The sequence below is a fragment of the Allocatelliglobosispora scoriae genome (assembly GCF_014204945.1).
GTDB classification, from domain to species: Bacteria; Actinomycetota; Actinomycetes; order Mycobacteriales; family Micromonosporaceae; genus Allocatelliglobosispora; species Allocatelliglobosispora scoriae.
The window spans coordinates 3,400,537-3,422,085 of the sequence record NZ_JACHMN010000002.1; the positions used below are offsets into that span (position 1 = coordinate 3,400,537).

The 21,549-nt window shown below is 68.7% G+C and carries 22 protein-coding genes; 9 read left to right on the forward strand and 13 right to left on the reverse strand.

Features of this window, described 5'->3' with window-relative positions:
• Positions 1-140: 140 nt before the first annotated feature.
• On the forward strand, positions 141-689 hold the full coding sequence (locus tag F4553_RS21125; protein WP_184838554.1) for a hypothetical protein: 549 nt from the start codon (positions 141-143) through the stop codon (positions 687-689).
• A gap of 100 nt (positions 690-789) precedes the next feature.
• Here the strand turns inward: F4553_RS21125 and F4553_RS21130 are convergent, their stop codons facing one another.
• On the reverse strand, positions 790-1,392 hold the full coding sequence (locus tag F4553_RS21130; RefSeq protein ID WP_184838556.1) for a TetR/AcrR family transcriptional regulator: 603 nt from the start codon (positions 1,390-1,392) through the stop codon (positions 790-792).
• A gap of 116 nt (positions 1,393-1,508) precedes the next feature.
• Here F4553_RS21130 and F4553_RS21135 point away from each other — a divergent pair, with 116 nt between their 5' ends.
• The gene (locus F4553_RS21135; protein ID WP_184838558.1) at positions 1,509-1,961 is read left to right on the forward strand and encodes an SCP2 sterol-binding domain-containing protein; all 453 of its coding nucleotides are present in this window, start codon (positions 1,509-1,511) and stop codon (positions 1,959-1,961) included.
• Between the two features lie 5 nt (positions 1,962-1,966).
• Positions 1,967-3,184 (forward strand): acyl-CoA dehydrogenase family protein, encoded by a 1,218-nt coding sequence (locus F4553_RS21140; protein WP_184838561.1) that lies wholly within the window; start codon positions 1,967-1,969, stop codon positions 3,182-3,184.
• A gap of 54 nt (positions 3,185-3,238) precedes the next feature.
• Here the strand turns inward: F4553_RS21140 and F4553_RS21145 are convergent, their stop codons facing one another.
• Positions 3,239-4,024, reverse strand: a complete 786-nt coding sequence (locus tag F4553_RS21145; protein WP_184838563.1) for a hypothetical protein — start codon at positions 4,022-4,024, stop codon at positions 3,239-3,241.
• 137 nt (positions 4,025-4,161) lie between these two features.
• Here F4553_RS21145 and F4553_RS21150 point away from each other — a divergent pair, with 137 nt between their 5' ends.
• Both F4553_RS21150 and F4553_RS21155 read left to right on the forward strand, forming a co-directional pair.
• Positions 4,162-5,676 carry an AMP-binding protein gene (locus F4553_RS21150; RefSeq protein ID WP_312875293.1) on the forward strand — a complete coding sequence of 505 codons (1,515 nt, stop codon included), beginning with the start codon at positions 4,162-4,164 and terminating at the stop codon, positions 5,674-5,676.
• Positions 5,677-5,816: 140 nt separating this feature from the next.
• On the forward strand, positions 5,817-6,710 hold the full coding sequence (locus tag F4553_RS21155; protein WP_312875294.1) for a putative endonuclease domain-containing protein: 894 nt from the start codon (positions 5,817-5,819) through the stop codon (positions 6,708-6,710).
• Positions 6,711-6,749: 39 nt separating this feature from the next.
• On the opposite strand, the gene F4553_RS21160 is transcribed toward F4553_RS21155, so the two are convergent.
• The 3 genes from F4553_RS21160 to F4553_RS21170 are packed head-to-tail and all read right to left on the reverse strand — an operon-like array spanning position 6,750 to position 10,127.
• On the reverse strand, positions 6,750-7,580 hold the full coding sequence (locus tag F4553_RS21160) for a phosphoribosylaminoimidazolesuccinocarboxamide synthase (RefSeq protein ID WP_184838567.1): 831 nt from the start codon (positions 7,578-7,580) through the stop codon (positions 6,750-6,752).
• Positions 7,571-8,833, reverse strand: a complete 1,263-nt coding sequence (gene purD, locus F4553_RS21165; RefSeq protein WP_184838569.1) for a phosphoribosylamine--glycine ligase — start codon at positions 8,831-8,833, stop codon at positions 7,571-7,573. The genes F4553_RS21160 and purD overlap by 10 nt, the downstream gene beginning before the upstream one ends.
• A 4-nt stretch (positions 8,834-8,837) precedes the next feature.
• Positions 8,838-10,127: an adenylosuccinate synthase gene (locus F4553_RS21170; protein WP_184838571.1), complete on the reverse strand. Its 1,290-nt coding sequence runs from the start codon at positions 10,125-10,127 to the stop codon at positions 8,838-8,840.
• Between the two features lie 118 nt (positions 10,128-10,245).
• Here F4553_RS21170 and F4553_RS21175 point away from each other — a divergent pair, with 118 nt between their 5' ends.
• Together F4553_RS21175 and F4553_RS42510 are read left to right on the forward strand one after the other, a co-directional pair.
• Positions 10,246-11,196 carry a hypothetical protein gene (locus F4553_RS21175; protein ID WP_184838573.1) on the forward strand — a complete coding sequence of 317 codons (951 nt, stop codon included), beginning with the start codon at positions 10,246-10,248 and terminating at the stop codon, positions 11,194-11,196.
• Between the two features lie 214 nt (positions 11,197-11,410).
• Positions 11,411-13,000, forward strand: coding sequence for a chromosome partitioning protein (locus tag F4553_RS42510; RefSeq protein ID WP_312875295.1), 1,590 nt, complete (start codon positions 11,411-11,413; stop codon positions 12,998-13,000).
• Between the two features lie 120 nt (positions 13,001-13,120).
• Here the strand turns inward: F4553_RS42510 and F4553_RS21185 are convergent, their stop codons facing one another.
• From F4553_RS21185 to fbaA, 3 genes are all read right to left on the reverse strand, one after another.
• Positions 13,121-14,287, reverse strand: a complete 1,167-nt coding sequence (locus tag F4553_RS21185) for an LOG family protein (RefSeq protein WP_184838575.1) — start codon at positions 14,285-14,287, stop codon at positions 13,121-13,123.
• Positions 14,288-14,297: 10 nt separating this feature from the next.
• A complete protein-coding gene (locus F4553_RS21190; protein ID WP_184838577.1) occupies positions 14,298-14,816 on the reverse strand; it encodes a hypothetical protein in 519 nt (172 codons plus the stop codon).
• A 96-nt stretch (positions 14,817-14,912) separates the two neighbouring features.
• On the reverse strand, positions 14,913-15,935 hold the full coding sequence (gene fbaA, locus F4553_RS21195; protein WP_184838579.1) for a class II fructose-bisphosphate aldolase: 1,023 nt from the start codon (positions 15,933-15,935) through the stop codon (positions 14,913-14,915).
• Positions 15,936-16,062: 127 nt separating this feature from the next.
• Here fbaA and F4553_RS21200 point away from each other — a divergent pair, with 127 nt between their 5' ends.
• The gene (locus F4553_RS21200) at positions 16,063-16,236 is read left to right on the forward strand and encodes a hypothetical protein (RefSeq protein ID WP_184838581.1); all 174 of its coding nucleotides are present in this window, start codon (positions 16,063-16,065) and stop codon (positions 16,234-16,236) included.
• On the opposite strand, the gene F4553_RS21205 is transcribed toward F4553_RS21200, so the two are convergent.
• The gene (locus F4553_RS21205) at positions 16,233-17,264 is read right to left on the reverse strand and encodes an LCP family protein (protein ID WP_184838583.1); all 1,032 of its coding nucleotides are present in this window, start codon (positions 17,262-17,264) and stop codon (positions 16,233-16,235) included. The genes F4553_RS21200 and F4553_RS21205 overlap by 4 nt on opposite strands.
• Positions 17,261-17,770 carry a SigE family RNA polymerase sigma factor gene (locus F4553_RS21210; RefSeq protein ID WP_312875296.1) on the reverse strand — a complete coding sequence of 170 codons (510 nt, stop codon included), beginning with the start codon at positions 17,768-17,770 and terminating at the stop codon, positions 17,261-17,263. Before F4553_RS21210 ends, F4553_RS21205 begins: the two co-directional genes overlap by 4 nt.
• Positions 17,771-17,839: 69 nt before the next feature.
• Here F4553_RS21210 and F4553_RS21215 point away from each other — a divergent pair, with 69 nt between their 5' ends.
• Positions 17,840-18,562 (forward strand): DedA family protein, encoded by a 723-nt coding sequence (locus F4553_RS21215; protein WP_376776280.1) that lies wholly within the window; start codon positions 17,840-17,842, stop codon positions 18,560-18,562.
• A gap of 109 nt (positions 18,563-18,671) precedes the next feature.
• Here F4553_RS21215 and F4553_RS21220 read toward each other — a convergent pair whose 3' ends face one another.
• The 3 genes from F4553_RS21220 to pyrE all read right to left on the reverse strand — a co-directional run bounded on the left by F4553_RS21220 (position 18,672) and on the right by pyrE (position 21,523).
• On the reverse strand, positions 18,672-20,357 hold the full coding sequence (locus tag F4553_RS21220) for a vWA domain-containing protein (protein WP_184838584.1): 1,686 nt from the start codon (positions 20,355-20,357) through the stop codon (positions 18,672-18,674).
• Between the two features lie 190 nt (positions 20,358-20,547).
• Positions 20,548-20,925: an ArsR/SmtB family transcription factor gene (locus tag F4553_RS21225; protein ID WP_184838586.1), complete on the reverse strand. Its 378-nt coding sequence runs from the start codon at positions 20,923-20,925 to the stop codon at positions 20,548-20,550.
• Positions 20,926-20,983: 58 nt separating this feature from the next.
• Positions 20,984-21,523: an orotate phosphoribosyltransferase gene (gene pyrE / locus F4553_RS21230; RefSeq protein ID WP_184838588.1), complete on the reverse strand. Its 540-nt coding sequence runs from the start codon at positions 21,521-21,523 to the stop codon at positions 20,984-20,986.
• Positions 21,524-21,549: the final 26 nt, after the last annotated feature.

The window sequence follows — 21,549 nt, forward strand, 5'->3', positions numbered from 1 at the left end:
GGGGTACGCGGACCGGCGCGCTCTGTTCGTCGGAGCGCTGTATTTCCTGGAGCGCCCTGCGGGGCTCTTCGTGCCAGCTCCGAGCTAGTCATGAGGTTGCGTTGAGGGCAGCCGGAGGCGGGCACCGCAGGCTGCTGCGCATGAAACTTCGACTCGGCGGCCTCGCCGTGATCGCGATGGCGGCTCTGGCGCTCAGCGCCTGCGGTGGCTCGGATGATCCGGCCGGCCAGCCCGCTGCCGCGAACGGCATGCAGGCTTACCAGGACTGCCTGCGCAAACAGGGGATCACGCTGCCGTCGAACCAGGCGCGGCCGACGAACTTCCCCACCGCGCGGCCGACGAACTTCCCGACCGTGCGCCCCTCCGGCACCGCCAATCCCCGTGGCGGCGGTGGATTCCCCGGCGGTTTCCAGGGCGGATTCGGTATGCCGTCCGGTGTGGACGCCGCGAAGTGGGAGGCGGCGCAGAAAGAGTGCGCCTCGGTACGCCCGTCCGGCGGACCCGGCTTCAACCGAGGCGGCCAGAATGGCGGTCCGGGTGGCGGTCTGAACGCCGCCTATCGGAACTGCTTGACGGAGCACGGGGTGGCTTTCACCCAGGGACAGCAGCTCAGCACGGCCGACCCCAAGGTCGTCGAAGCGATGAAGGTGTGCGCACCGTTGAGGCCGAGTAGCACTCCGTCAAACTGACACTTGCGCAAAGTCACCGCAGTGAGCAAACTATCCCACAAGCTCCTGGCTCGACGGTTCGGTTCCCCCGTGCTGAACCGTCGAGCCAGGTCTTCTCTGTTTACGGCGCAGCCTCCGGCGCCGGGGGCGCTGGGCGCCACTTCTCGCCGTGCAGCAGCTGACCGGCACCGAGCCAGACCGCGTTCATCATCCTCGTCGCGGTGCGCTCGGGATCCTCGTCCGGCGAGTCGGCGAGCCGGTCGGCCAGCGATTCCCCCGCGCCGACCAGAGCGAACGCCATCGTGACCAGCTCGTCCTCGCCGACCTTGCGACCCTCGGCCTCCAGCGCCGCGGCGAGCTTCTCGGCGATGACATCGACCATCCGCCGGCGCATGAGGGCGAGCTCGGTCGCGAACGGCTCGCTGGAGCGGGCCTGGCGGTAGAGGACCGCCCAGCCGTCCCGATGCGCCCCGACATACGCGAAGAACGCCCGCAGTCCACGCCACAGCTGCTGGTCAGGCGGCAGCGTGGGGTCGATGACTCCGGCGACGGACTCCAGCAGCCGACCGGCCTCGCGGTTGAGGCAGGCCACGAAGAGTTCGTCTTTCGTGCCGAGATATGCGTAGACCATCGGCTTGGACACGCCTGACAGCTCTGCGATCTCATCCATATTTGCTGCGTGGAAGCCATGCCGGGCGAAGACTCGCACGGCGGAATCCAGCATCTGCTTCTCTCGGACACTTCTCGGCAGTCGTTTCCCCACGCTTGCGAGCTTACCTACTCCGGCGTAAGGTTACGCACAAGTAAGTTATATCTGTGCGCTAGGCAACGGAGGACATCATGGCCGACCTGGATCTCTCCAATTTCGATTCGATCGACCCTAAGCAGTTCGCTCAGCTCGTGCGCTCCGCCTCGGACAAGCAGCTGGCCGAGTTCATGACGGGCGAGCAGCGGACCAAGGTCCTCGACGAGATCTTCCGCCGGATGCCCGGACTCTTCCGTGCCGACAAGGCCGGCAGCACCAACGCGATCATCCACTGGAACGTGAACGGCGCGGCGGACGGTGGCGTCAGCACCTATGAGCTGGTCATCGCCGACGGCACCTGCGTGCTCTCCGAGACCCCGGCCAACGAGCCGAAGCTCGCGCTCACGGTGGGTCCGGTCGAGTTCCTCAAGATCGTGTCCGGCTCGGGCAACCCGGTGATGATGTTCATGACGGGCAAGCTCAAGGCCAAGGGCGACCTCGGTCTCGCCGCCAACATCGCCAACCTCTTCGACATCCCCAAGGCCTAACAGCCATGAGCTCAGAATTCTCCCTCGATCTGAGCGAGGAGCAGCGCGATCTGCGGGATTGGGTGCACGGCTTCGCCGCCGACGTCGTGCGCCCGGCGGCAGCCGAGTGGGACGAGCGGGAAGAAACCCCGTGGCCGGTCCTGCAGGAGGCGTCGAAGATCGGCCTCTACGGCTTCGAGTTCCTCGCCAACGCGTGGGCCGACCCGACCGGGCTCTCCATGCCCATCGCGAGCGAGGAGCTCTTCTGGGGTGACGCCGGCATCGGCATGGCGATCTTCGGCAGCGCGCTCGCGGTCGCCTCGATCTTCGGCAACGGCACCCCCGACCAGCTCGTGGAGTGGGTGCCGCAGTGCTTCGGCACGCAGGACGACCCCAAGGTCGCCGCGTTCTGCTCGACCGAGCCCGAGGCCGGCTCCGACGTGGCGTCGATGCGCACCCGCGCCGTCTACCACGAGGCGACCGACGAGTGGGTGATCAGCGGGCAGAAGGCCTACGCGACCAACGGCGGCATCGCCAACGTGCACGTCGTCACCGCGTCGGTCGACCCGTCGCTGGGCAGCCGGGGCCAGGCCGCCTTCGTCATCCCGCCCGGCACCGCCGGGCTCCAGGGTGCGAAGAAGCTGCGCAAACTGGGCCTGCGCGCCTCGCACACCGCCGACATCTTCCTCGACGACGTGCGGGTGCCCGGTTCGTGCCTGCTCGGCGGCAAGGAGGCGCTCGACAAGCGGCTCGACCGCGCGCGCAGCGGCGTACGCAGTGGTGGCCAGGCATCGATGAGGACCTTCGAACTCTCCCGGCCGACCGTGGGTGCCCAGGCGCTCGGCATCGCCCGGGCGGCCTACGAGTACTCGCTGGAGTATGCGAAGGGCCGGGTCCAGTTCGGCAAGCCGATCGTGGAGAACCAGGCGATCGCGTTCGCCCTCGCCGACGCCAAGATGGAGATCGACGCGGCTCGGCTGCTGGTGTGGCGGGCCGCCTGGATGGGGCGCAACAACCGGGACTTCAGCTCCGGTGAGGGCTCGATGGCGAAGCTCAAGGCGAGCGAGGTCGCGGTCTCGGTGACCGAGAAGGCCGTGCAGATCCTCGGCGGTGCCGGTTATCTGCGGGAGCACCCCGTGGAGCGGTGGTATCGCGATGCGAAGCTCTTCACCATCTTCGAGGGGACGAGCGAGATCCAGCGCCTGCTGATCGCGCGGTCCATCACCGGCGCCTCGCTGCGCTGACACATCGAAGAAAGGGCGCTCCTCCGTCACCGGGGAGCGCCCTTTTTTTTTCGGCTAGCCCTTGAGCCAGGTGTTGATGCGGGCCACGGCCCGGCCGGTCAGCACGTCGACCTGCCTGGCGTCCGAGGAGCCGCCCTCCCAGCCCCGCTCCCAGAGGACCGTCACCACATCGCCGATGCGGACCACCGAGATCAGCCGGGTCTCGTCGACCATCGGGCTGTCGTCGTTGGACGGGTCCGAGTGCCAGGCGGCGGTCATCGAGAAGACGAAGGAGTCGTCGCCGGCCTTGGCGCCGGACGCGATGGCGTACCTGGTGGGGCGGTTGTTGGCCTTGCCCCTCGGGCAGCTGCCGATGATCGCTCGCAGCTCGGACAGGAACTGCTCGGCGCCACCGGGCTGGTAGAGCGTGATGGTCTGGGTGAGGCCGCCGTCGGGAACGAAGTCGCCGCCCTTGGGATCCACCGCGACGTAGACGATGTGCCGGGACTGCCGCTCGGTGATCTTGCCCTTGCTCGCGAAGGACTTGTTGCAGAGCGTCGGCAGCATCGCCTCGTCCGTCGCCGTGTCCCGGGGTCCGCTGACATAGGTGTCGGCCACCTGGAGGTATGCGCTCGCTGTGATCTTCACCGTTCGGGCGGGCTTGGACGGGACCGCCGACGGGGCGGACGAAGCCGCAGCCGAGGGGAGGACCGCGGACGACGAGGGCGTCGGTGCGGCCGTGGGTGTGCCGCCGTCGCAGGCGCCGAGCAGGAGCGCCGTCGCGATCGCGCCGCCGACGAGCAGCACGCGCGCGGTCGTCGCCGAGTGCCCGACCCGGTCGGTCAGGGAAATGGCAGCCATGTCTCGATCTCCTTCAAGCGCTTCCTCGCTGGTCGACTGCCAGACGCGCAGGTCGGCACTCCGGTTGCAGCACCGAGTATTGATTCCTCGACCCCGGTGAGGCATCGTTGTTACTCACGAGTTACATAGGAGTTAACGTGCTGTGGGTACTTGCTAAGCGCGGCCTGCTCACGCCAGGGCCGCCCGGGAAAGTCGCTGCTCAGCTCAACGCCCTGCGCCGGTGGGGCTTCTCACTCGCCGGTGAACTCCGTGCCGCCGCCGACCGGTCGCCGGAGAAGGTCGCCGTCATCGACGAGTCCGGCTCGGTCACCTACCGTGACCTGCAGATTCGGGTGGAGGCGCTCGGCCTCGCCCTGCGCGCCCGGCACGACATCGGGCTCGGATCGCGCATCGGCGTGCTCGGGCGCAACCACAGCGGCACCATCGTCAGCATGGCCGCCGGGGTGACGCTCGGCGCCGAGGTGGTCCTGCTCAACCCCGCACTCTCCGCGGCAGCCGTCGCCGCCGTCGCCCGCGAGCAGGGCATCTCGCTGGTCCTGGCCGACACCGACCTCGCGGAGCTCGTCGCCGGCCTGCCCACTCTCACCGAGTCCGCCATGGATCAGCTGGTACGCCATGCGCCGCCCGGCCGCCTCGACCCGCCGGACCGGGCCGGGCGCCTCATCGTCCTCACCTCCGGTACGACGGCGGCCCCGAAGGGTGCCCGACGGCGTACGCCGACCAGCCTGGCGCCGCTCGCCTCGGTGCTCGACCGGATCCCGCTGAACGTCGGCGACAACGTCTTCATCGCCGCCCCGCTCTTCCACACCTGGGGGCTCGCCGGGCTCCAGATGTGCTTGGCGCTGCGCGCCACGATGGTGCTGCGACGCCGCTTCGATCCTGTGTCCACAGTGGTGGCCATGGGGCGGCACGGGTGTGCGGGGCTGGTGGCCGTACCCATCATGGTGCAGCGATTGACCGAAGCCGTGCCGCACCCCACGATCCGGCCGCGCGTCGTGGCCGTGAGCGGTTCCGCCCTGCCCGGGGTGCTCGCGACGCGGTTCATGGACGCCTACGGCGACTGCCTCTACAACCTCTACGGCAGCACCGAGGCGTCGTGGGTCTCCATCGCCACCCCCGCCGACCTGCGACTGGACCCGCGTACGGCAGGCCGCCCACCCCTGGGGACCAAGGTCGAGATACGCGCGGCGTCAGGGTTGCCGGTCGCGGCGGGCGAGATCGGGGAGATCTTCGTGCGCAACGGGATGCTCTTCGAGGGCTACACCTTCGCGTCGCCGACGCAGGTCGCGGGCATGCTCGGCACCGGCGACCTGGGGCACTTCGACGCCGACGGCCTGCTCTTCGTCGACGGCCGCGCCGACGACATGATCATCTCGGGCGGGGAGAACGTGTTCCCGCGGCCGGTCGAGGAGCTGATCGCGACATTGCCCCAGGTGCGGGAGGTGGCGGTGATCGGTGTCCCGGACGACGATTTCGGTCAGCGCTTGGCGGCGTACGTGGTGCTCCACGACGACGAGCAGCTCAGCGAGGACGAGGTGCGGGAGTACGTCCGCCACTACCTGGCGAGATTCTGCGTCCCCAGAGAGGTCAACTTCCGAGCAAGCCTGCCGCGTACCGCGACAGGCAAGGTGATCCCCCGAGATCTTGAATGATTTCCGCTGCTATGGCCACGGAAATCATTCAAGATCCAGACGGATTTTGACGCGAAGCAACACGGTGGGATTCTGCTGGAGTGAGGCTTCCGGGGGAGGACGCTAGCGCGCTGGAACTGCTCCTATTCGAGCAATCAGGGGTGATCTCCACCGCTCAGGTGATGCAGATCGTCGGCGAAGCGAAGCTGCGTCATGAGGTCAGCAAGAAACGCTGGCGCTACATCCATCGAGGCGTGCTCTTCACGGAGAGCGGACCACTCACACGTGAGCAGCAGTGGTGGGTAGGCGTGCTCATCGCGGGCCCCGAAAGCGTGCTGGGCGGGCTCGCCGCCGCACAGGCGGCTGGATTGCGTGGTCGCTGGCGACGCGCCATCATCGATATCTTGCGTCCGGCTCGTCTAGGCGCCCGCGACCTACTGCGCAAGCCGTCGCCAGAGCTACCCGCGATCAAGGTCCACCGTGTCTCGACCCTATTTGACGAGGACATTCAGCCGGCCCGGCCCTACCGCACCACGACCGAGCGCGCCCTGGTCGACGCGGCAGGCTGGGCACACTCGGACGCCGAGGCGGTGTCGCTCATCTCGGCCGGTTGTCAGCAGAGGCTGGTGGCCCCGGCTGACATCGTGCGGGTGGCGGCCAAGCTCACTCGGACCAATCGCCGCGCTCTGATCATGGAGACCGCTGACTTCGCCGACAAGGGAGCCACCACTCCATCAGAGATCGACTTTGTGAAGATGTGCCGCCACAACGGCTTGCCTCAGCCGAAGATGCAGGTCACACGAGTGGATCGAGCCGGGGTGCGGCGTTACCTCGACGCCTACTTCGCCGATTTCGGCATCCACGTCGAGATCGACGGCGCACATCACATGGACGCACGGCAGTGGGCCGCAGATCTCAAGCGGCAAAACGATGTCTGGATCGGCGGAGATCGGATCCTCCGCTTTCCCGCCTACTTGATTCGCACAAAACCGGACGAAGTAGTAGCACAACTCCGCGCCGCACTACGTGCCGCAGGTTGGATCCCCAGACCTTGAATGATTTCCGTGGCTATGGCAGCGGAAATCATTCAAGGTCTAGAAAGGCCTGCCGGTGAGGCGGGCGTAAACGTCGGCGTAGCGCTCGGCTGTCGCCTCCGCGATCTCGGGTGGGAGCTCAGGGCCCGGCGCCTTCTTGTCCCAGCCCTCCGCGAGCGCCCAATCGCGGACGAACTGCTTGTCGAAGCTGGGCTGGGCGTGACCGGGTTCCCACAGGTCAGCGGGCCAGAACCGCGACGAGTCCGGGGTGAGCAGCTCGTCGCCGAGGGTCAGGACGCCATCAGCCGACAGACCCAGCTCGATCTTCGTGTCGGCGATGATGATCCCCCGCGCCGCTGCGATCTCGGCACCCCGCTGATAGATCGACAGCGTCACCTCGCGCAACGATGCCGCCTGATCCGCGCCCACGGCAGCGATCACCTGGTCGTAGGTGATCGGCTCGTCGTGCTCGCCGATCGGCGCCTTCGTCGACGGCGTGAAGATCGGCTCGGGCAGCCGCGATCCGTCCAGCAGACCGCCGGGGAGCGCAACCCCGCTGACCGCACCGGTCGCGCGGTATTCGTTGAGGCCGCCGCCGGTAAGGTAACCCCGCGCGACGCACTCGACGGGCACCATCGCGAGGCGCTTGCAGCGGATCGCGCGGCCCGCCCACTCGGCCGGTACGTCGTCGGCGGAGATCACATGGTTCGGGATCAGGTCGGCGAGCTGGTCGAACCACCACAGGGAGAGCTGGGTGAGGATCTTCCCCTTGTCGGGGATCGGTGTCGGCAGGATCACGTCATAGATCGAGACGCGGTCGGAAGCGACGAGGATCAGGTCGTCGCCGTCGGCGTAGACGTCCCTGACCTTGCCCGAATGGATCAGCTCCACGGCGACACGACCTCTCCTCGCGATGCGGCGAGCGCGATGTCCCGGCGGTGCTGCGAACCGTCGAGCGTCACGCTGTCGACCAGGTCATATGCGGCTTCGCGAGCGATCGACAGGGATGCGCCCGTGGCGGTGCAGGTGAGGACGCGGCCACCGGCGGAGACGAGAGCACCGTCGCGGAGGGCCGTGCCCGCGTGGGCGATGCCGTCGGCGTACCCGCCGCCGATGGGGTCACCGGTGCGGGAGCTCGCGGGATAGCCGGACGAGGCCAGGACCACCGTCACGGCGTACCCGTCGCGCCATTGAAGCGGGGGCAGCGACGCCAGCGTGCCGGTCGCGGCGGCCTGGAGCAGCGACGACAGGGGGGTTTCGAGAAGCGCGAGCACCGACTGCGTCTCAGGGTCGCCGAAGCGCGCGTTGAACTCGATCACCCGCGGACCGGCCTTGGTGATCGCGAGGCCGACATAGAGCAGGCCGGAGAAGGGCGTGCCGCGGCGGCGCAGCTCGGCGAGCGTCGGCTCGACGACCTCGCGCAGCACGGTCGGGACCAGCGAATCCGTCACCCACGGCAGCGGTGCGTAGGCACCCATGCCGCCGGTGTTGGGGCCGGTGTCGCCCTCGCCGATGCGCTTGAAGTCCTGCGCCGGCAGCAGCGGCACGGCGGTGGTGCCGTCGGTGACGACGAAGAGCGAGACCTCGGGCCCGTCGAGGAACTCCTCGACGACGACCCGCCCGCCGGGGACCGCGAGGCACGCGGCGGCGTGGGCGAGCGCCTCGTCGCGCGAGGAGGTCACGACGACGCCCTTGCCTGCGGCAAGGCCGTCGTTCTTCACGACGTGGGGGGCACCGAACTCATCGAGCGCCGCCGCCACCTCGCTCACCGTCTCGCACGTGACAGACCCCCCAGTGGGTACGCCACCAGCCACCATCACGTCCTTCGCGAACGTCTTGGAGCCCTCGATCTGCGCAGCCGCCGTCGACGGCCCGAAGACCGCGATCCCGGCTGCCCGGACGGCGTCGGCGACCCCGGCCACAAGCGGTGCCTCGGGCCCGACGACGACGAGGTCGGCGGCGAGCGAGACGGCGAGGTCCGCGACGGCCGACGGCGACATCGGGTCGACGGCGGCGACATCGGCAATGGCGGCGATGCCAGGGTTGCCGGGAGCGACCGTCAGCGACGTGACGGCGGGGTCCTTGGCGAGTGCGGACGCGAGAGCATGCTCGCGCCCGCCCGTCCCGATCAGCAGTACGCGCACGAACTCACCCTAGTAGGTCATATCGGAGGACGTTTTCCTGACGGCCCGGCCCGACGCCGATCATGCTGATCCGGGTGCCGCAGAGCTCCTCCAGCTGCAGGATGTAGGCCTGCGCGTTGGGCGGGAGCTCCTCGAACGTCCGGCACTTGGAGATGTCCTCCCACCAGCCGGGCAGGTAGTCGTAGACCGGGGTCGCGTGGTGGAACTCGGTCTGGCTCATCGGCAGGTCGTGGCTGAACCGGCCGTCGATGTTGTAGCCGACGCAGACCGGGACCTGCTCCAACCCGCTGAGGATGTCGAGCTTGGTGATGACGAGGTCGGTGATCCCGTTGAGCCGCACGGCGTATCGCCCGATCACGGCGTCGAACCACCCGGTCCGGCGCGGACGGCCGGTCGTCGTGCCGTATTCGCCGCCGAGCTTGCGAAGGTGCTCGCCCATGTCGTCGTGCAGCTCGGTCGGGAAGGGCCCCGAACCGACGCGAGTCGCGTACGCCTTGGCGACGCCGATCACCTTGGTGACCTTGGTCGGCGGGATGCCGCTGCCGACGCAGGCACCGGCCGCGATCGGGTTCGACGAGGTCACGAACGGGTAGGTGCCGTGGTCCAGGTCGAGCATCGTGGCCTGGGCGCCCTCGAGGAAGACGACCTTGTCCTGGTCGAGCGCGTCCCACAGGATCGCCTTGGTGTCGACGATCATGTGCTTGAGGCGCTCGGCGTACTCCAGGTACTCGTTGAAGACCTGGTCGACGTCGATCGCCTTGCGGTTGTAGACCTTGAAGAGGATCTGGTTCTTCTCGCGGAGGACGAGCTCCAGCTTCTTGCGCAGGATGCCCGGATCGAGCAGGTCCTGGGCACGGATGCCCATCCGCGAGACCTTGTCGCCGTAGGCGGGGCCGATGCCGCGCCCGGTGGTGCCGATCCGGCCGGTGCCCAGGTAGCGCTCGACCACGCGGTCGAGTGCCCGGTGGTGCGGCATGATCAGGTGTGCGTCACCCGAGATCAGCAGGCGGTCGGTGTTGACACCCCGCTCGGTCAGCCCGTCGATCTCGGCGAGCAGGACCTTCGGATCGATCACCACACCGTTGCCGATGACGATGATCGCGTTAGGGGACAGTGCGCCCGATGGCATCAGGTGCAAGGCGTACTTCTGGCCGTCCGGAGTCACCACAGTGTGGCCGGCGTTGTTGCCGCCCGAGTAACGGACGACGTAGTCGACCCGCTCCCCGAGCAGGTCGGTAACCTTGCCCTTGCCCTCGTCGCCCCATTGCGCGCCGATCAGCACGATCGCTGGCATCTCACTCGCCTCCCACGGCGATTGCCCAGGTGGTGCGCGACTGCGCCCCACCCCGGGGTGACAGGCTAACAAGACCTACAGTCCGGCGGAGCCTCCGCCCGTAAAGATCGGTGAACTCGTGTATGACGTCGTGCTGCTCAGCCTGGACGAACCGGCCGGCGGATGCGGCTCGGCGTGTTCCGGGTGTGGCCAAGCTGACAGTTGTGACGACCGCCCGCGTACGCCGGTGCTGCACGCGATCGACGCGCTCCACGCCGCCGGTGCCCGTGCCGAGGCGGTCACCGCGCACGACGATCGCGAGATCGACGAGGTCCTGACCAGGCTCGACGGGCCGCCGCGCGCGGACGGGCTCACCTGGCCGGCGTCGGACACGAAGACCCGGCTGATCGTCGTGACGGCGAGCGACAGCCAGCTCCGGCACGTGCTGCGCCGGATGGTCCGCCGCTACGCGCCGCCGCCCTCCCGCCGGCCCGCCGATCTCCGCGCCGGTCGGACCGTGCCGGATCTGCCGGTCGTCGGCGTGTTGCCCCTCGATCCGCGCTCGACCGAGGATCTAGCGGCCCGCCTCGGGCTGGCCCGCGATCCGGCGTCGGTCGCCTCGGTCGTGCTCGGCGACCGGACCCGGCGGCTGGACCTCCTGCGCCACGACGGCGGCGCGATCACGATCGACGGGACGCTGCTCGGTGCGGCCGACGAGCACGGCCAGGCCGTACCGTGGCGGGGCCGGGTCGAGGTCGACGACACCGTGCTCAGCGACGGCGAGGAGGCCCTGCTCGCCTGCGCGGTCGCCAACGCGGGGGGTTATGTCGACTTCGGCGGGATCCCCCTCATCGTCGACCCGAACCCGGCCGACGGCCTGGTCGAGGTGGCCGTGGCGGTCGCCGTGACGGTCAGCCGCCCGCTGCGCCGCCCCACCACCCGCCTGGAGGTACGCCGAGCCCGCGGCCGCGCCGTCTCGGTCACCCCGCGCGACGGGGACCTGCCCTACGTCGAGGACGGCGTCACGGGCACCCTCACCCGCAAGCGCTCCTGGTGGATCGAGCCCGCCGCGTGGTCGGTGTTCGAGTAACCCGCCGGTCACGTTTTGCAGCAAAACGTGGCCTCCCGCCCGATTTCCGCCACGCTTTGCTGCAAACGTGACAGCGGGCCGCCAGGGCTGACATCAGCGCGGTTTGCTGCAGAACGTGGCGTCGCGGCGGCGAATAGGCACGCTTTGCTGCAAAACGTGACGGGTGTTTGGGCAGCGTGTGGCCGGTGTCGGCCATGGTCCCTATTCTGGGGACGTGGACGAGGACTACTGGCCCGAGGACGAATTCGACGGGGAGCCGACCGGGCAGCCGCATTCGCCACGCGCGGGGGTCCCCTTCGCCGTCCCGGCTCAGCAGGGCATTCCGGTCGCCGGTCAGGTCGAGGTCACGCCCTACGAGCCGGGTGGTCAGCTGCCGCCCGTGCCGGTGCCGGTGGTGCCGATCCCGGTCCGCCCGCACACCGCCCCGATCACGATCGCCCCGCAGGAGCCCTACCGTCCCGGTGACGGCCCGCGACCGCCCGTGGAGCGGCGTACCCCTGCGCAGGCCCAGCAGGCCGCTCAGCCGCAGAATCAGGCCGATTCGTTCTTCTCACCGCAGGTGAAGCCGTTGCGGCCGGAACCGGCCGCCGAGCCCGCCGACCTGCCGCAGACGCCGCACTCGGCCTGGGCCCAGCCGCCCGCCGCGGGCCCCCGCCCCCGCGACGAGGAGGCACCCGTCACCCGGCCCCCGAGCAGCCCCGTCGTGACGTCGATGGGCGTGCCGCACCAGGTGCCGCCTGCCCCGGTGCCGCGCCGACGGGTCGAGGAGCTGCCACCCGAGCACCCGGCGCCGGGAGTCACCGCCTTCCCGCCCCGGCTCGCCCTGCCCGCGCCCGGCGTCATCCCGGTCACGCCCCCCGACGAGGGCGGCTACATGCCGACGGCGGAGGAGTTCGCCCGGCGCCGGGCGGCTCGCCAGCCCGACCCGGTCGCGCAGATGGGGATCCAGGCGACGCTGAGCAAGGCGACCTTCGGCCTGGTCAGCCTGCCTCCGGGGCGACGCGAGCAGGAGCTGCGCCACGATGTGGAGCTGGTCCGGCGCAACTTCGGCGGGCTGCGGCAGATCACCGTGGTCAACCCCAAGGGCGGCGCGGGCAAGACCGTCGCGGTGCTGATGCTCGCCATGACCTTCGGCCAGAAGCGCGGCGGCTATGTGCTGGCCTGGGACAACAACGAGACCCAGGGCACCCTCGGCATGCGTGCCCAGCAGGACTTCCACAGCCGCACGGTGCGTGACCTGCTGCGCGACCTCTACGTCTTCCGGGGTGCGCAGGGCCGCGTCGGCGACCTCTCGCAGTATGTCCGGGCGCAGGGCGAGGGGATGTTCGAGGTGCTCGCGTCGGACGAGTCGGCGACGGCCGGCGAGATGCTGACCGACGTGGCGTTCGGCGAGATCCGCGACGTCGTCAGCCGGTTCTACAAGCTGATCGTGGTCGACACCGGCAACAACGTGCGCGCGCCCAACTGGCAGGCCGCCGTCGACGCCACCGATCAGCTCGTGGTCACGATGTCGGCGCGCAACGACTCCGCCGAGACCGCTGCCCGGATGCTCGACCACCTGGAGCAGTCAGGACGCACCAGGCTGGTCCGGCAGGCCGTCACGGTCGTCTCGATGCCGCAGCACCAGCGCGACCTCGATGCCGGTGCGATCGAGCGGCACTTCGCCGCCCGGACCCGGGCGGTCGTGCCGGTCCCCTACGAGCGGATCATCGACACGGGCGAGCCGATTCGCTATGGACAGCTCTCCGAGGCGACCCACGACGCCTGGTTGAAGGTCGCGGCCGCTGTGGCGGAAGGGCTGTAACACCCGCCGATCCGGCTGACGCGACACCCCGTCGATCGGGCGTATAACTGGAGGTCCGGAGCCTCCCCAGGAACCGGTATGCGAGGGCTCGACGCTTCGGCGCCGGGCCCTCGCTTGCGTTCATTCGAGCAGCAGGGCCGCGGCTTCGTCGACGTCGTCGGTGATGTGGATCAATTTCTGCTGGTCCCCCAGCGGCGACGACGCGAGCAGCGGCCGCAGCAGGGCCTCCACGGGCAGCTCCTCGGTCCAGAAGCGGCGGCCGAGGAAGATGAAGGGCCCGGAGAGGCTGACGGTGCCGTAGAAGGTCATCGTCGTCGCCTGGAACACCTCCTGCACGGTCCCCGCGCGGCCCGCCGCGAAGACGATGCCGCCCCGGGAGAGCTTGAGGATCAGCTCCTCCCGCGACGCGTTGCTGAACATCTTGCCCGCGCGGGCGGCGAAGAGGTTGGCCGGTTCGTGGCCGAAGAACCAGGTCGGGATCGAGAGCCCACCGGCTCTGTTCCACGGCGTACCCGGGCTCGGCGCGAAGCGCTCCCGCACGTCGAGCGCCGCGCGGGTGAAGGCCTCGCTGTCGTGGAAGTCGGTCGCCGCGCCCAGCTCGTCGATCGCCGCGGTGAGGTCGGCCGCCGGGCGGGTGGAGAGGTAGGAGCCGAGGTTCGCCGCCTCCATCACCCCCGGTCCCCCGCCGGTCAGGACCAGCCGGTCGGCGGCGCTGAGCAGCGACGCGAGCCGGGCGGCGTCGCGATAGCCGGGCGAGCCGCGGCGCTCGGCGTGGCCGCCCATGATCCCCACGATGCTGCCCGGCCCGTGCTCGGCGACCCACTCGCCGGAGTCGTGTGCCAGCGCGTTGTCGATGCCGTGGTCGTGCACCCGCTGCGCGAGCGCCTCCCGCAGGTCCGGGGTGGCGCCGCCGCGCTCGATGTAGTGCCGGTAGACGACGGTGTCGTACATCGCCTGGAAGCCGCCGGACTCGAAGCCCGCGGCGAGGTCGGCGGCGGTGTAGAGCCGCGACGGCTGGGTCGGGAAGGGGATGCCGTCGAAGGCCGGGACGACGTGCGCGCCGCGCCGGGTCAGCTCGGCGACCTGGGTCGGCGAGAGCGCGCAGCCGACGAAGAGCGCCCGGGTCACGTCGATCTCGGCGAGCTCGACCCCGGCCAGGTCGAGGCCCTGGATGGTGAGCTCGGCGACGCTGCCCCGGCGCAGGTGGCGAGTCAGCTCCTCGACCGACTCGACCTCGTTGGGGCTGTGATCGATGGGCGCGATGACGCGGGCGAGGGGCGTGGGCACGCTTCAAACATTAAGCGATGGGTACGCGTTTCCAACGCCCCACCGGAAGGGTGACTTCCTGCTCGCCGGAGATGCCGTTCTCGTCCATCGCGTTGAAGACCTCCAGCCGGACCCCGTCGAAGAGGAACTCCACGGCATAGAGCACGGTCGGGCGCCAGTGGGCTGCCATGACGCGCTCGATGATGTTGACCCCGCGCAGTTCCCGGCCGCGGGCCGCCTCCACCACGGGGTGCGGGTCGGCGATCCAGTCCAGGCGCTGGCCCGGCCACTCGATCGGGGCCTGCATGTCGATCGTGTCCCAGCTGATCGCGCACTCGTCGAACTTGCGGTGGGTGATCTCGATGTTGGCGTCCGGGAAGCCGAGCACGACGGGTCCGCTGGTGAACCAGCCCTCGTCGTCGAGGTCCCACATCAGCCAGGAGCCGATGAGCGGCTGGCCGACGATGCGGTTGAAGCGGGCGCGATGGGCTGCCGCGAGCAGTCCGGCATCGTGATGCCAGGACGGCTCGTACCCCTCGATGCCCAGCACGACGGACCTCCGCTACATGGTTAGATCGGACGATCCTACCGAATCAACACCAAAGGGGACGACCTCGGCCATCCCCTTTGGTGTTAAATGTGCAAATTACTTGATCGCGGTGCCGGTCGAGCGCAGGTCCTCGCAGGCCGCGACGACGCGCTTGGCCATGCCGTTCTCGGCCGCCTTGCCCCACGCACGCGGGTCGTAGGCCTTCTTGTTGCCGACCTCGCCGTCGACCTTCAGCACACCGTCGTAGTTGCTGAACATGTGCGCGACGACCGGACGGGTGAACGCGTACTGCGTGTCCGTGTCGATGTTCATCTTGACCACGCCGTAGTCGAGCGCCTCGCGGATCTCCGAGAGCAGCGAGCCCGAACCGCCGTGGAAGACCAGGTCGAGCGGCTTCTCGCGACCGAACTTGGCACCGACCGCGTCCTGGATCTCCTTGAGGACCGAGGGACGCAGCTTGACGTTGCCCGGCTTGTAGACGCCGTGCACGTTGCCGAAGGTCAGGGCGGCCATGTAGCGGCCCTTCTCGCCGAGGCCGAGCGCCTCGACCATCGCCAGGCCGTCCTCGACGGTGGTGTAGAGCTTGTCGTTGATGGCGTTCTCGACGCCGTCCTCCTCGCCACCGACGACGCCGACCTCGATCTCCAGCACGATCTTGGCGGCGGCGGCGAGGGCGAGCAGCTCCTCGGCGATCTGCAGGTTCTCGGCGAGCGGCACGGCCGAGCCGTCCCACATGTGCGACTGGAATAGTGGGGCGTCACCCTTGGCGACGCGCTCGGCCGAGATCGCGAGCAGCGGGTGGACGAAGCCGTCCAGCTTGTTCTTCGGGCAGTGGTCGGTGTGTAGCGCCACGTTCACGTTGTACTTCTTGGCGACCTCGGCGGCGTAGGCGGCGAACGCCACGGAACCCGTGATCATGTCCTTGATCGTCGGGCCGGAGAGGTACTCGGCGCCGCCCGTCGACACCTGCAGGATGCCGTCGCTCTCCGCCTCGGCGAAGCCCTGCAGAGCGGCGTTGAGCGTCTGCGAAGACGAGACGTTGATCGCGGGGTACGCGAACGCGCCGGCCTTGGCGCGGTCGAGCATCTCGGCGTAGACCTCGGGAGAAGCGATAGGCATCGTGAAGCCTCCAGTGCAGAAAAAGCCAGGTGAGAAGAGGAAGACCGCGCTGTCCTCGTGACGAAAGTATTGCCTACTCAACCAGGTTCGCGCTGCGGAGGGGTGCCGTTCGCCGTACGGTGAGGGGGTGACCCGCCCCGAAGAGGAAGCTCCCGTGGCCGACGCCGTCGAGCAGGCGACGCCCGCCAACCCGATCGATGCGGCCGAGGACGAGACGTCGGCGCCTCCACTCGGGCTCGAGGTGCCCGAGTGGGACGCCGCCGAGCAGTCGGTCGTCGTCGAGTTGGACGACGAGCGCTAACCCTTCATCGCGGTGACCCACTGCGGGTGGGCCAGGGCGAAGCTCTCCACGTCGTCGGCGAGGATCGCACGGAAGAGCGTGGACGCCTCGGCCGGCAACGTCTCGACGGCCCTGCCGTCCACGGTCGCCGAGTGGAAACCAGGTCCGCCGAGGCCCGTGATGGGCGCCGAGACAGCCGGTCTGAGCTGGTCGACCAGCTTTACGGCGCTGGTGGGCCCGTCGACGACGACTCCCTTGACGCTCAGCAGCCGCGAAACCTTGACCGGGTCGGTGATCAGGTCGAGTTCGCGGATCTTCGCCGCAACCCCGGCGAGAATCCGCTGACCGTTGCGGTCCCGGTCGTAGCCGCCCGCGCTCATCCCCTGGCGCTGGCGGGCCAGGTCATCGGCCTGGAAGCCGGTGAGCGTCTGGCACCCGGCGGGGAAGACGGCGTTCGTGTGGGTCGAGACGATCTTCTGCTTCAGGCAGACCTCGACCCCGCCGAGCGTGTCGATGATGCTCCGCATGGCTGCGTAGTTGAGCGCCACGGCGCCGTCGAGCGGCACGCCGGTCAGCTTCGACACCACCTGCATGACGAGCTTCGGGCCACCGTAGTAGTAGGCACTATTGATCTTGTCCTTGCCGTGCCCCGGGATCTCCACGTAGAGATCGCGGCTCAGCGAGATCAGGTAGACCTGCTTCCGCGACGCCGAGACGTGCACGATCGTGATCGTGTCGGCTCGGGCCGAATCCATGCCTCCCCGCTTGTCCTCGCCGAGCAGCAGCAGGTTGAGCGGCTTCGGCGGGTCGGCCGGGGCCGACGAGTCGAGCACCGGCAGCAGGTTCACCACCGGCACGGTGCCCCGGGTGAGCAGCAGCGGCACCGTGATGGCCAGGGCGACGAGCACCGCCAGGCCCCCCGTGAGCGCCAGCGATCGGCGGCGGCGCCGACGGCCGGCCTCGGTGTCGATGGCGTTTCGCAACGCGTACACGTCGAGTTCCTCCACTTCCTGGCGGGCGAACGCGGCCCGCAGTGCGTCGTCGTTCACCGCATTCCTTCCGTGACGAGCGCGCGGCTGGTCAGCCGCGCGCGAAGGGTGGAGAGAGCTCGCGAGATGTAGCCGCGGGCCGTGCCGACCGAGCAGCCGAGCGCCTCGGCGATCTCGGCGTCGGGCAGGTCCTCGTAGTAGCGCAGGACGAGCGCGGCCCGCTGCTGGCGCGGCAGGCCGGCCAGAACACCCCACAGCAGGTCCCGGTCCGCGGTCCCGTCGGCAATATCACCTGGTACGGGCACCGTCTCGTCCGCGTCGCCACGCAATCTGACCCGCCGCCACCAGGGACCGCGCTGCCAGTCGACATAGAGGTTCGCCATCATCCGCTTGACGTACCGTTCGGGCAGATCGGCCCGGGAGACCTTGCGCCAGTTCAGTTGGACCCGCACCATCGTCTCCTGGACCAGGTCCTGTGCCGTCTCGCGATCACCGGTGAGGATGACCGCGTAACGCGCGAGCGCCGCGAGCCGTGAGTCGACGAACTCCTCGTACGTCACATCCACCTCCCTTCACCTCCCTAGACGGATGGAGCGGTCCGAAACATTGCCCGCTACCCTTGGCCGGTGAATTCGATCGACAAGGTGCGGGCCCTCGGTGAGTCGCTGAGCTTCGACCCGCTCAACCCGAAAGACTGGCTGAACTGGCTCGGGTCGTTCGCGATGTTCGGTGTCTGGGCGATCATGTTCGCCGAGACCGGCTTGCTGATCGGCTTCTTCCTGCCGGGCGACTCGCTGCTGTTCATCGCCGGTGTCGCCGCCTCGCCGGTGGCCGAGGCGATGGGCTTCACCGCCATCCCGATCTGGGGGCTGCTGATCGGAGCGCCGATCTGCGCGATCCTCGGTGCCCAGACCGGCCACTGGCTCGGTGCCCGCTACGGCCGCAGGATGTTCTCCCGGCCCGACTCGCGCCTGTTCAAGCAGGAGTATGTCGAGAAGACCGAGCACTACTTCCGGAAGTTCGGACCCGGCAAGGCCGTCGTGCTGGCCCGGTTCATCCCGATCGTCCGGACCTTCATGAACCCGGTCGCCGGCGTGCTCGGCATGCCCGCGAAGGAGTTCTTCCTCTGGAATGTCATCGGCGGCATCCTCTGGACCGACGGCATCCTGCTCGCCGGCTACTTCCTCGCCGAGCGCATCCAGAACTCGATCGGCGCGGAGAACATCGACAAGTACATCCTGCCGTTCGTCTTCGTGATCGTGCTGATCTCGCTCATCCCGATCTTCATCGAGATGATCCGGGCTCGCCGTGAGAAGCGCCGCGAGGCCGCCGCAGCCAAGATCGACGCTCTCCGCTAGCCCTTCCCGTACCGCCCGCACTACCCCGAGCCGCAACTCTTCAAGAGTCGGTCCTTCAGGCCGCCAGGCCTTAAGCACCAACTCTTGAAGAGTTGCGGCTTTTCTGGCGTCACGTCAGCAGGGCCTTGAGGAAGATCGCGTTGAGCTGGGTCGGGTCGCTGACCCGGAAGGCCGCGCCGCCGGTGATCTTCGCCAGCTCCTCGAGCTGGCCCAGGTCCGCGTCGGGCCCGATGCCGAGCAGGATCACCCGGATCGGCTTGGTGATGTCGGTGAGGTTCTCCAGCTGGCGGCGGACCGTCTCCATCGTCAGGCCGCTCGGGACGCTGCTCTTGCCGTCGGTGAAGACGACGATCGTGTTGGAGAGCGACGCGTCGTAGCCGTCCTTCATCGCCTTGTAGGCCGCGACGAGCGACTCGAAGAGCGGGCAGACGTCGGTGGAGGCAGGTTCGGCCGCGTCGACGGCCGCCTTGAGGTCGGCACGCTGATCGGCACCGAGCTTGCCCATCGTGACGAGCTCCCGGGGTCCGCGTCCGGCGAACGCCCACAGGGCCATCTGGCTCTCATTGGTGAACAGGCCCAGGCCGTAGGTGGCGGTCTTGCGGAGCACGTCGATCCGCACGTCGGTGTGGCCGCCGGCCGACATGGTCCGGTTCATCGAGGAGGTCGCGTCGACGAGGGCGTAGATCCGGGACGAGGTCTTCGCCGCCACCCAGACGCCCAGGGTCCCAGTGATCTTGGTCATATCGATCACCGGCTGCACGTGCGCGGTCGCGGTGGTGACGCCGTGGCCGACCATGAAGCCGGGGCCGGCGTCGCCGGCGGGCGTACGGAAGCCGCGCCGCGCCAGCGGTCCGACCGCGTCCGGCGCGATCAGGGCGGCCCGCAGCTTCGCCGCCGCCATCTGCAGCTCACGGGAGCGCCCGGCGAGGGTGGCGAAGGGGTAGTCCAGCGTCGGCGAGACAGCCAGGGGCAGCGCCGCGACGGGGACGGCCGGGTTGCCGGCGTTGTGCGCGATGATCGCCTGCTCGCTCATGGGCGCGGCGCCCAGACCCTTGGCGAAGGCGTCGAAGACGGCCGCCGTGTCGGCGAGCGGGCCCTGCACGCCCTTGCGGTAGGTGCCGACCAGCTCGGGGAGCTTCGCCTCGGAGGTGACGACCACGTCGCGCAGCAGCATGGCGCCGACGAGGCTCGCGGTGTCGCGGCGGGGTTCGGTCATGCCGAGCTTCACCTTGCCCTCGGCGAGCAGCGAGGCGACGGCCTGCGCGGAGAGCCCGCCCTGGAGCATCGACTGCGGCAGGGCCCGGGCGATCGCCTCGGGCATCGCGACCACGACCGGGCTCAGCGCGACCGACGGCGTCTCCGAGTCGAAGGCGTCGCGGTTGATGGCGCGTACGCGACCGAGCCACGCCGTCGAGTCCGGAATCCAGACCGTCGGCAGATCGGCGTCGCTGGGGGTCGGTGCGGGCGTGGCGGCGACGTCGACGCTGCCGCCGGAGTAGGTGCCGAGCGAGTTGGCGATGTCAGCGGAGTGCCTGGGCAGCACGTCGACGCTGATGCAGTTGCCGTTGACCTCGGGGTCGGTGTGCATCCACTGCTGCGCGATCTCGGTGATCGCCGGGGCGACGGCCGGGTCGGTGGCGACGGTGAGGCGGATGCCGTTGCTGGATCCGCAGCCACCCGCGTCCGCGGTGACGGTTTTGACGACGAATCCCGCGATGATCAGGATGGAGGCGGCACTGAGCACCGCGAGCGGAGCCGTGGCACGACCCCGGGATGGACGGTGGCGGCCAGACACGGTTACTCCCAGGTTTCGGTTTCTCCGGGGAGTGTAGAGCCGAAATAGTCTCGGACAAGAGCTGAGATCAAGTCGACCACGCAGCGTGAATTTCTGGCTACCCACGGGTACATGAAAGGGAGCACCCGGTAATCGGATGCTCCCTTTCTGTAATGCAAGAAATGTGTTCTCTCCGTTGGAGAAAACGAATTCAGCGCGCCTTCTTCGTGGCCCGCTTACGGGGGGGCGTCAGCAGCTCGGCCACCGTGGCGATCGCCGACGGCACGAGGCTGTAGTAGGCCCAGACACCGCGCTTGTCGCGGTTGAGCAGGCCCGCCTCCGTGAGGATACGCAGGTGGTGGCTAACGGTCGGCTGAGAAAGGCCGAGCGGGGCGGTGAGGTCGCAAACGCACGCCTCGCCTTCCGGAGAAGCCTGAATAAGGCTCAGCAGACGCAGACGAGCCGGGTCGGCCAAGGCCTTGAGCACCCCGGCCAGACGCTCCGCGTCGGCACGTTCGATCGGCTCACCGGCTAGCGGTGAGATAGCGGGCAATGGGGTCTCCACCAGGGCAGTTCCCACGAACTCCATCCTTCCACACTAACAATTGACTAGTCTGCATATTAGCAGGTCCAAGTCTAAAGATGTGCTAGGCGCCAAGGCCTAGGTCGGCCAACGAAAAGGCGAATCGATACGGCAGATTGGCTGCTCGTACCGCCTCTCCGGCGCCTCGATCGACAATAACGGCTACGCCGACGACCTCGGCACCAGCTTCTCGCAATGCATCTACAGCGGTAAGGACACTACTCCCTGTAGTCGAAGTGTCCTCGACAGCAACGACACGGCGCCCGGCGACATCGGGCCCCTCAATGCGTCGTTGCAGCCCATGTGCCTTACCCGCCTTGCGGACCACGAACGCGTCGACCGGACGATCGGTCTTCGCGCTCTCGTGCAGCATCGCCAGTGCGACCGGGTCCGCACCGAGAGTAAGGCCACCCACGGCCTCATAATCCCAGTCCGACACCAGGTCAAGCATGACGCGGCCGATCAACGGCGCGCCCTGCCCGTGCAAGGAGAGCCGACGAAGGTCCAGGTAAGAATCAGCCTCTCGACCGGATGACAGCGTCACCCGGCCGTGCACAACGGCGATCTCAGTGATGAATTTATGCAGGTCGTCGCGATCCGACATGAGCGGAACTGTACCTCGCTAAAAGT

Excerpts from the sequence above, each read along its gene's own strand:
- F4553_RS21125 (WP_184838554.1), top strand. The coding sequence starts at position 141 with ATGAAACTTCGACTCGGCGGCCTCGCCGTGATCGCGATGGCGGCTCTG.
- F4553_RS21130 (WP_184838556.1), bottom strand. The coding sequence starts at position 1,392 with ATGCTGGATTCCGCCGTGCGAGTCTTCGCCCGGCATGGCTTCCACGCA.
- F4553_RS21135 (WP_184838558.1), top strand. The coding sequence starts at position 1,509 with ATGGCCGACCTGGATCTCTCCAATTTCGATTCGATCGACCCTAAGCAG.
- F4553_RS21140 (WP_184838561.1), top strand. The coding sequence starts at position 1,967 with ATGAGCTCAGAATTCTCCCTCGATCTGAGCGAGGAGCAGCGCGATCTG.
- F4553_RS21145 (WP_184838563.1), bottom strand. The coding sequence starts at position 4,024 with ATGGCTGCCATTTCCCTGACCGACCGGGTCGGGCACTCGGCGACGACC.
- F4553_RS21170 (WP_184838571.1), bottom strand. The coding sequence starts at position 10,127 with ATGCCAGCGATCGTGCTGATCGGCGCGCAATGGGGCGACGAGGGCAAG.
- fbaA (WP_184838579.1), bottom strand. The coding sequence starts at position 15,935 with ATGCCTATCGCTTCTCCCGAGGTCTACGCCGAGATGCTCGACCGCGCC.
- F4553_RS21225 (WP_184838586.1), bottom strand. The coding sequence starts at position 20,925 with ATGGAGTTCGTGGGAACTGCCCTGGTGGAGACCCCATTGCCCGCTATC.
- pyrE (WP_184838588.1), bottom strand. The coding sequence starts at position 21,523 with ATGTCGGATCGCGACGACCTGCATAAATTCATCACTGAGATCGCCGTT.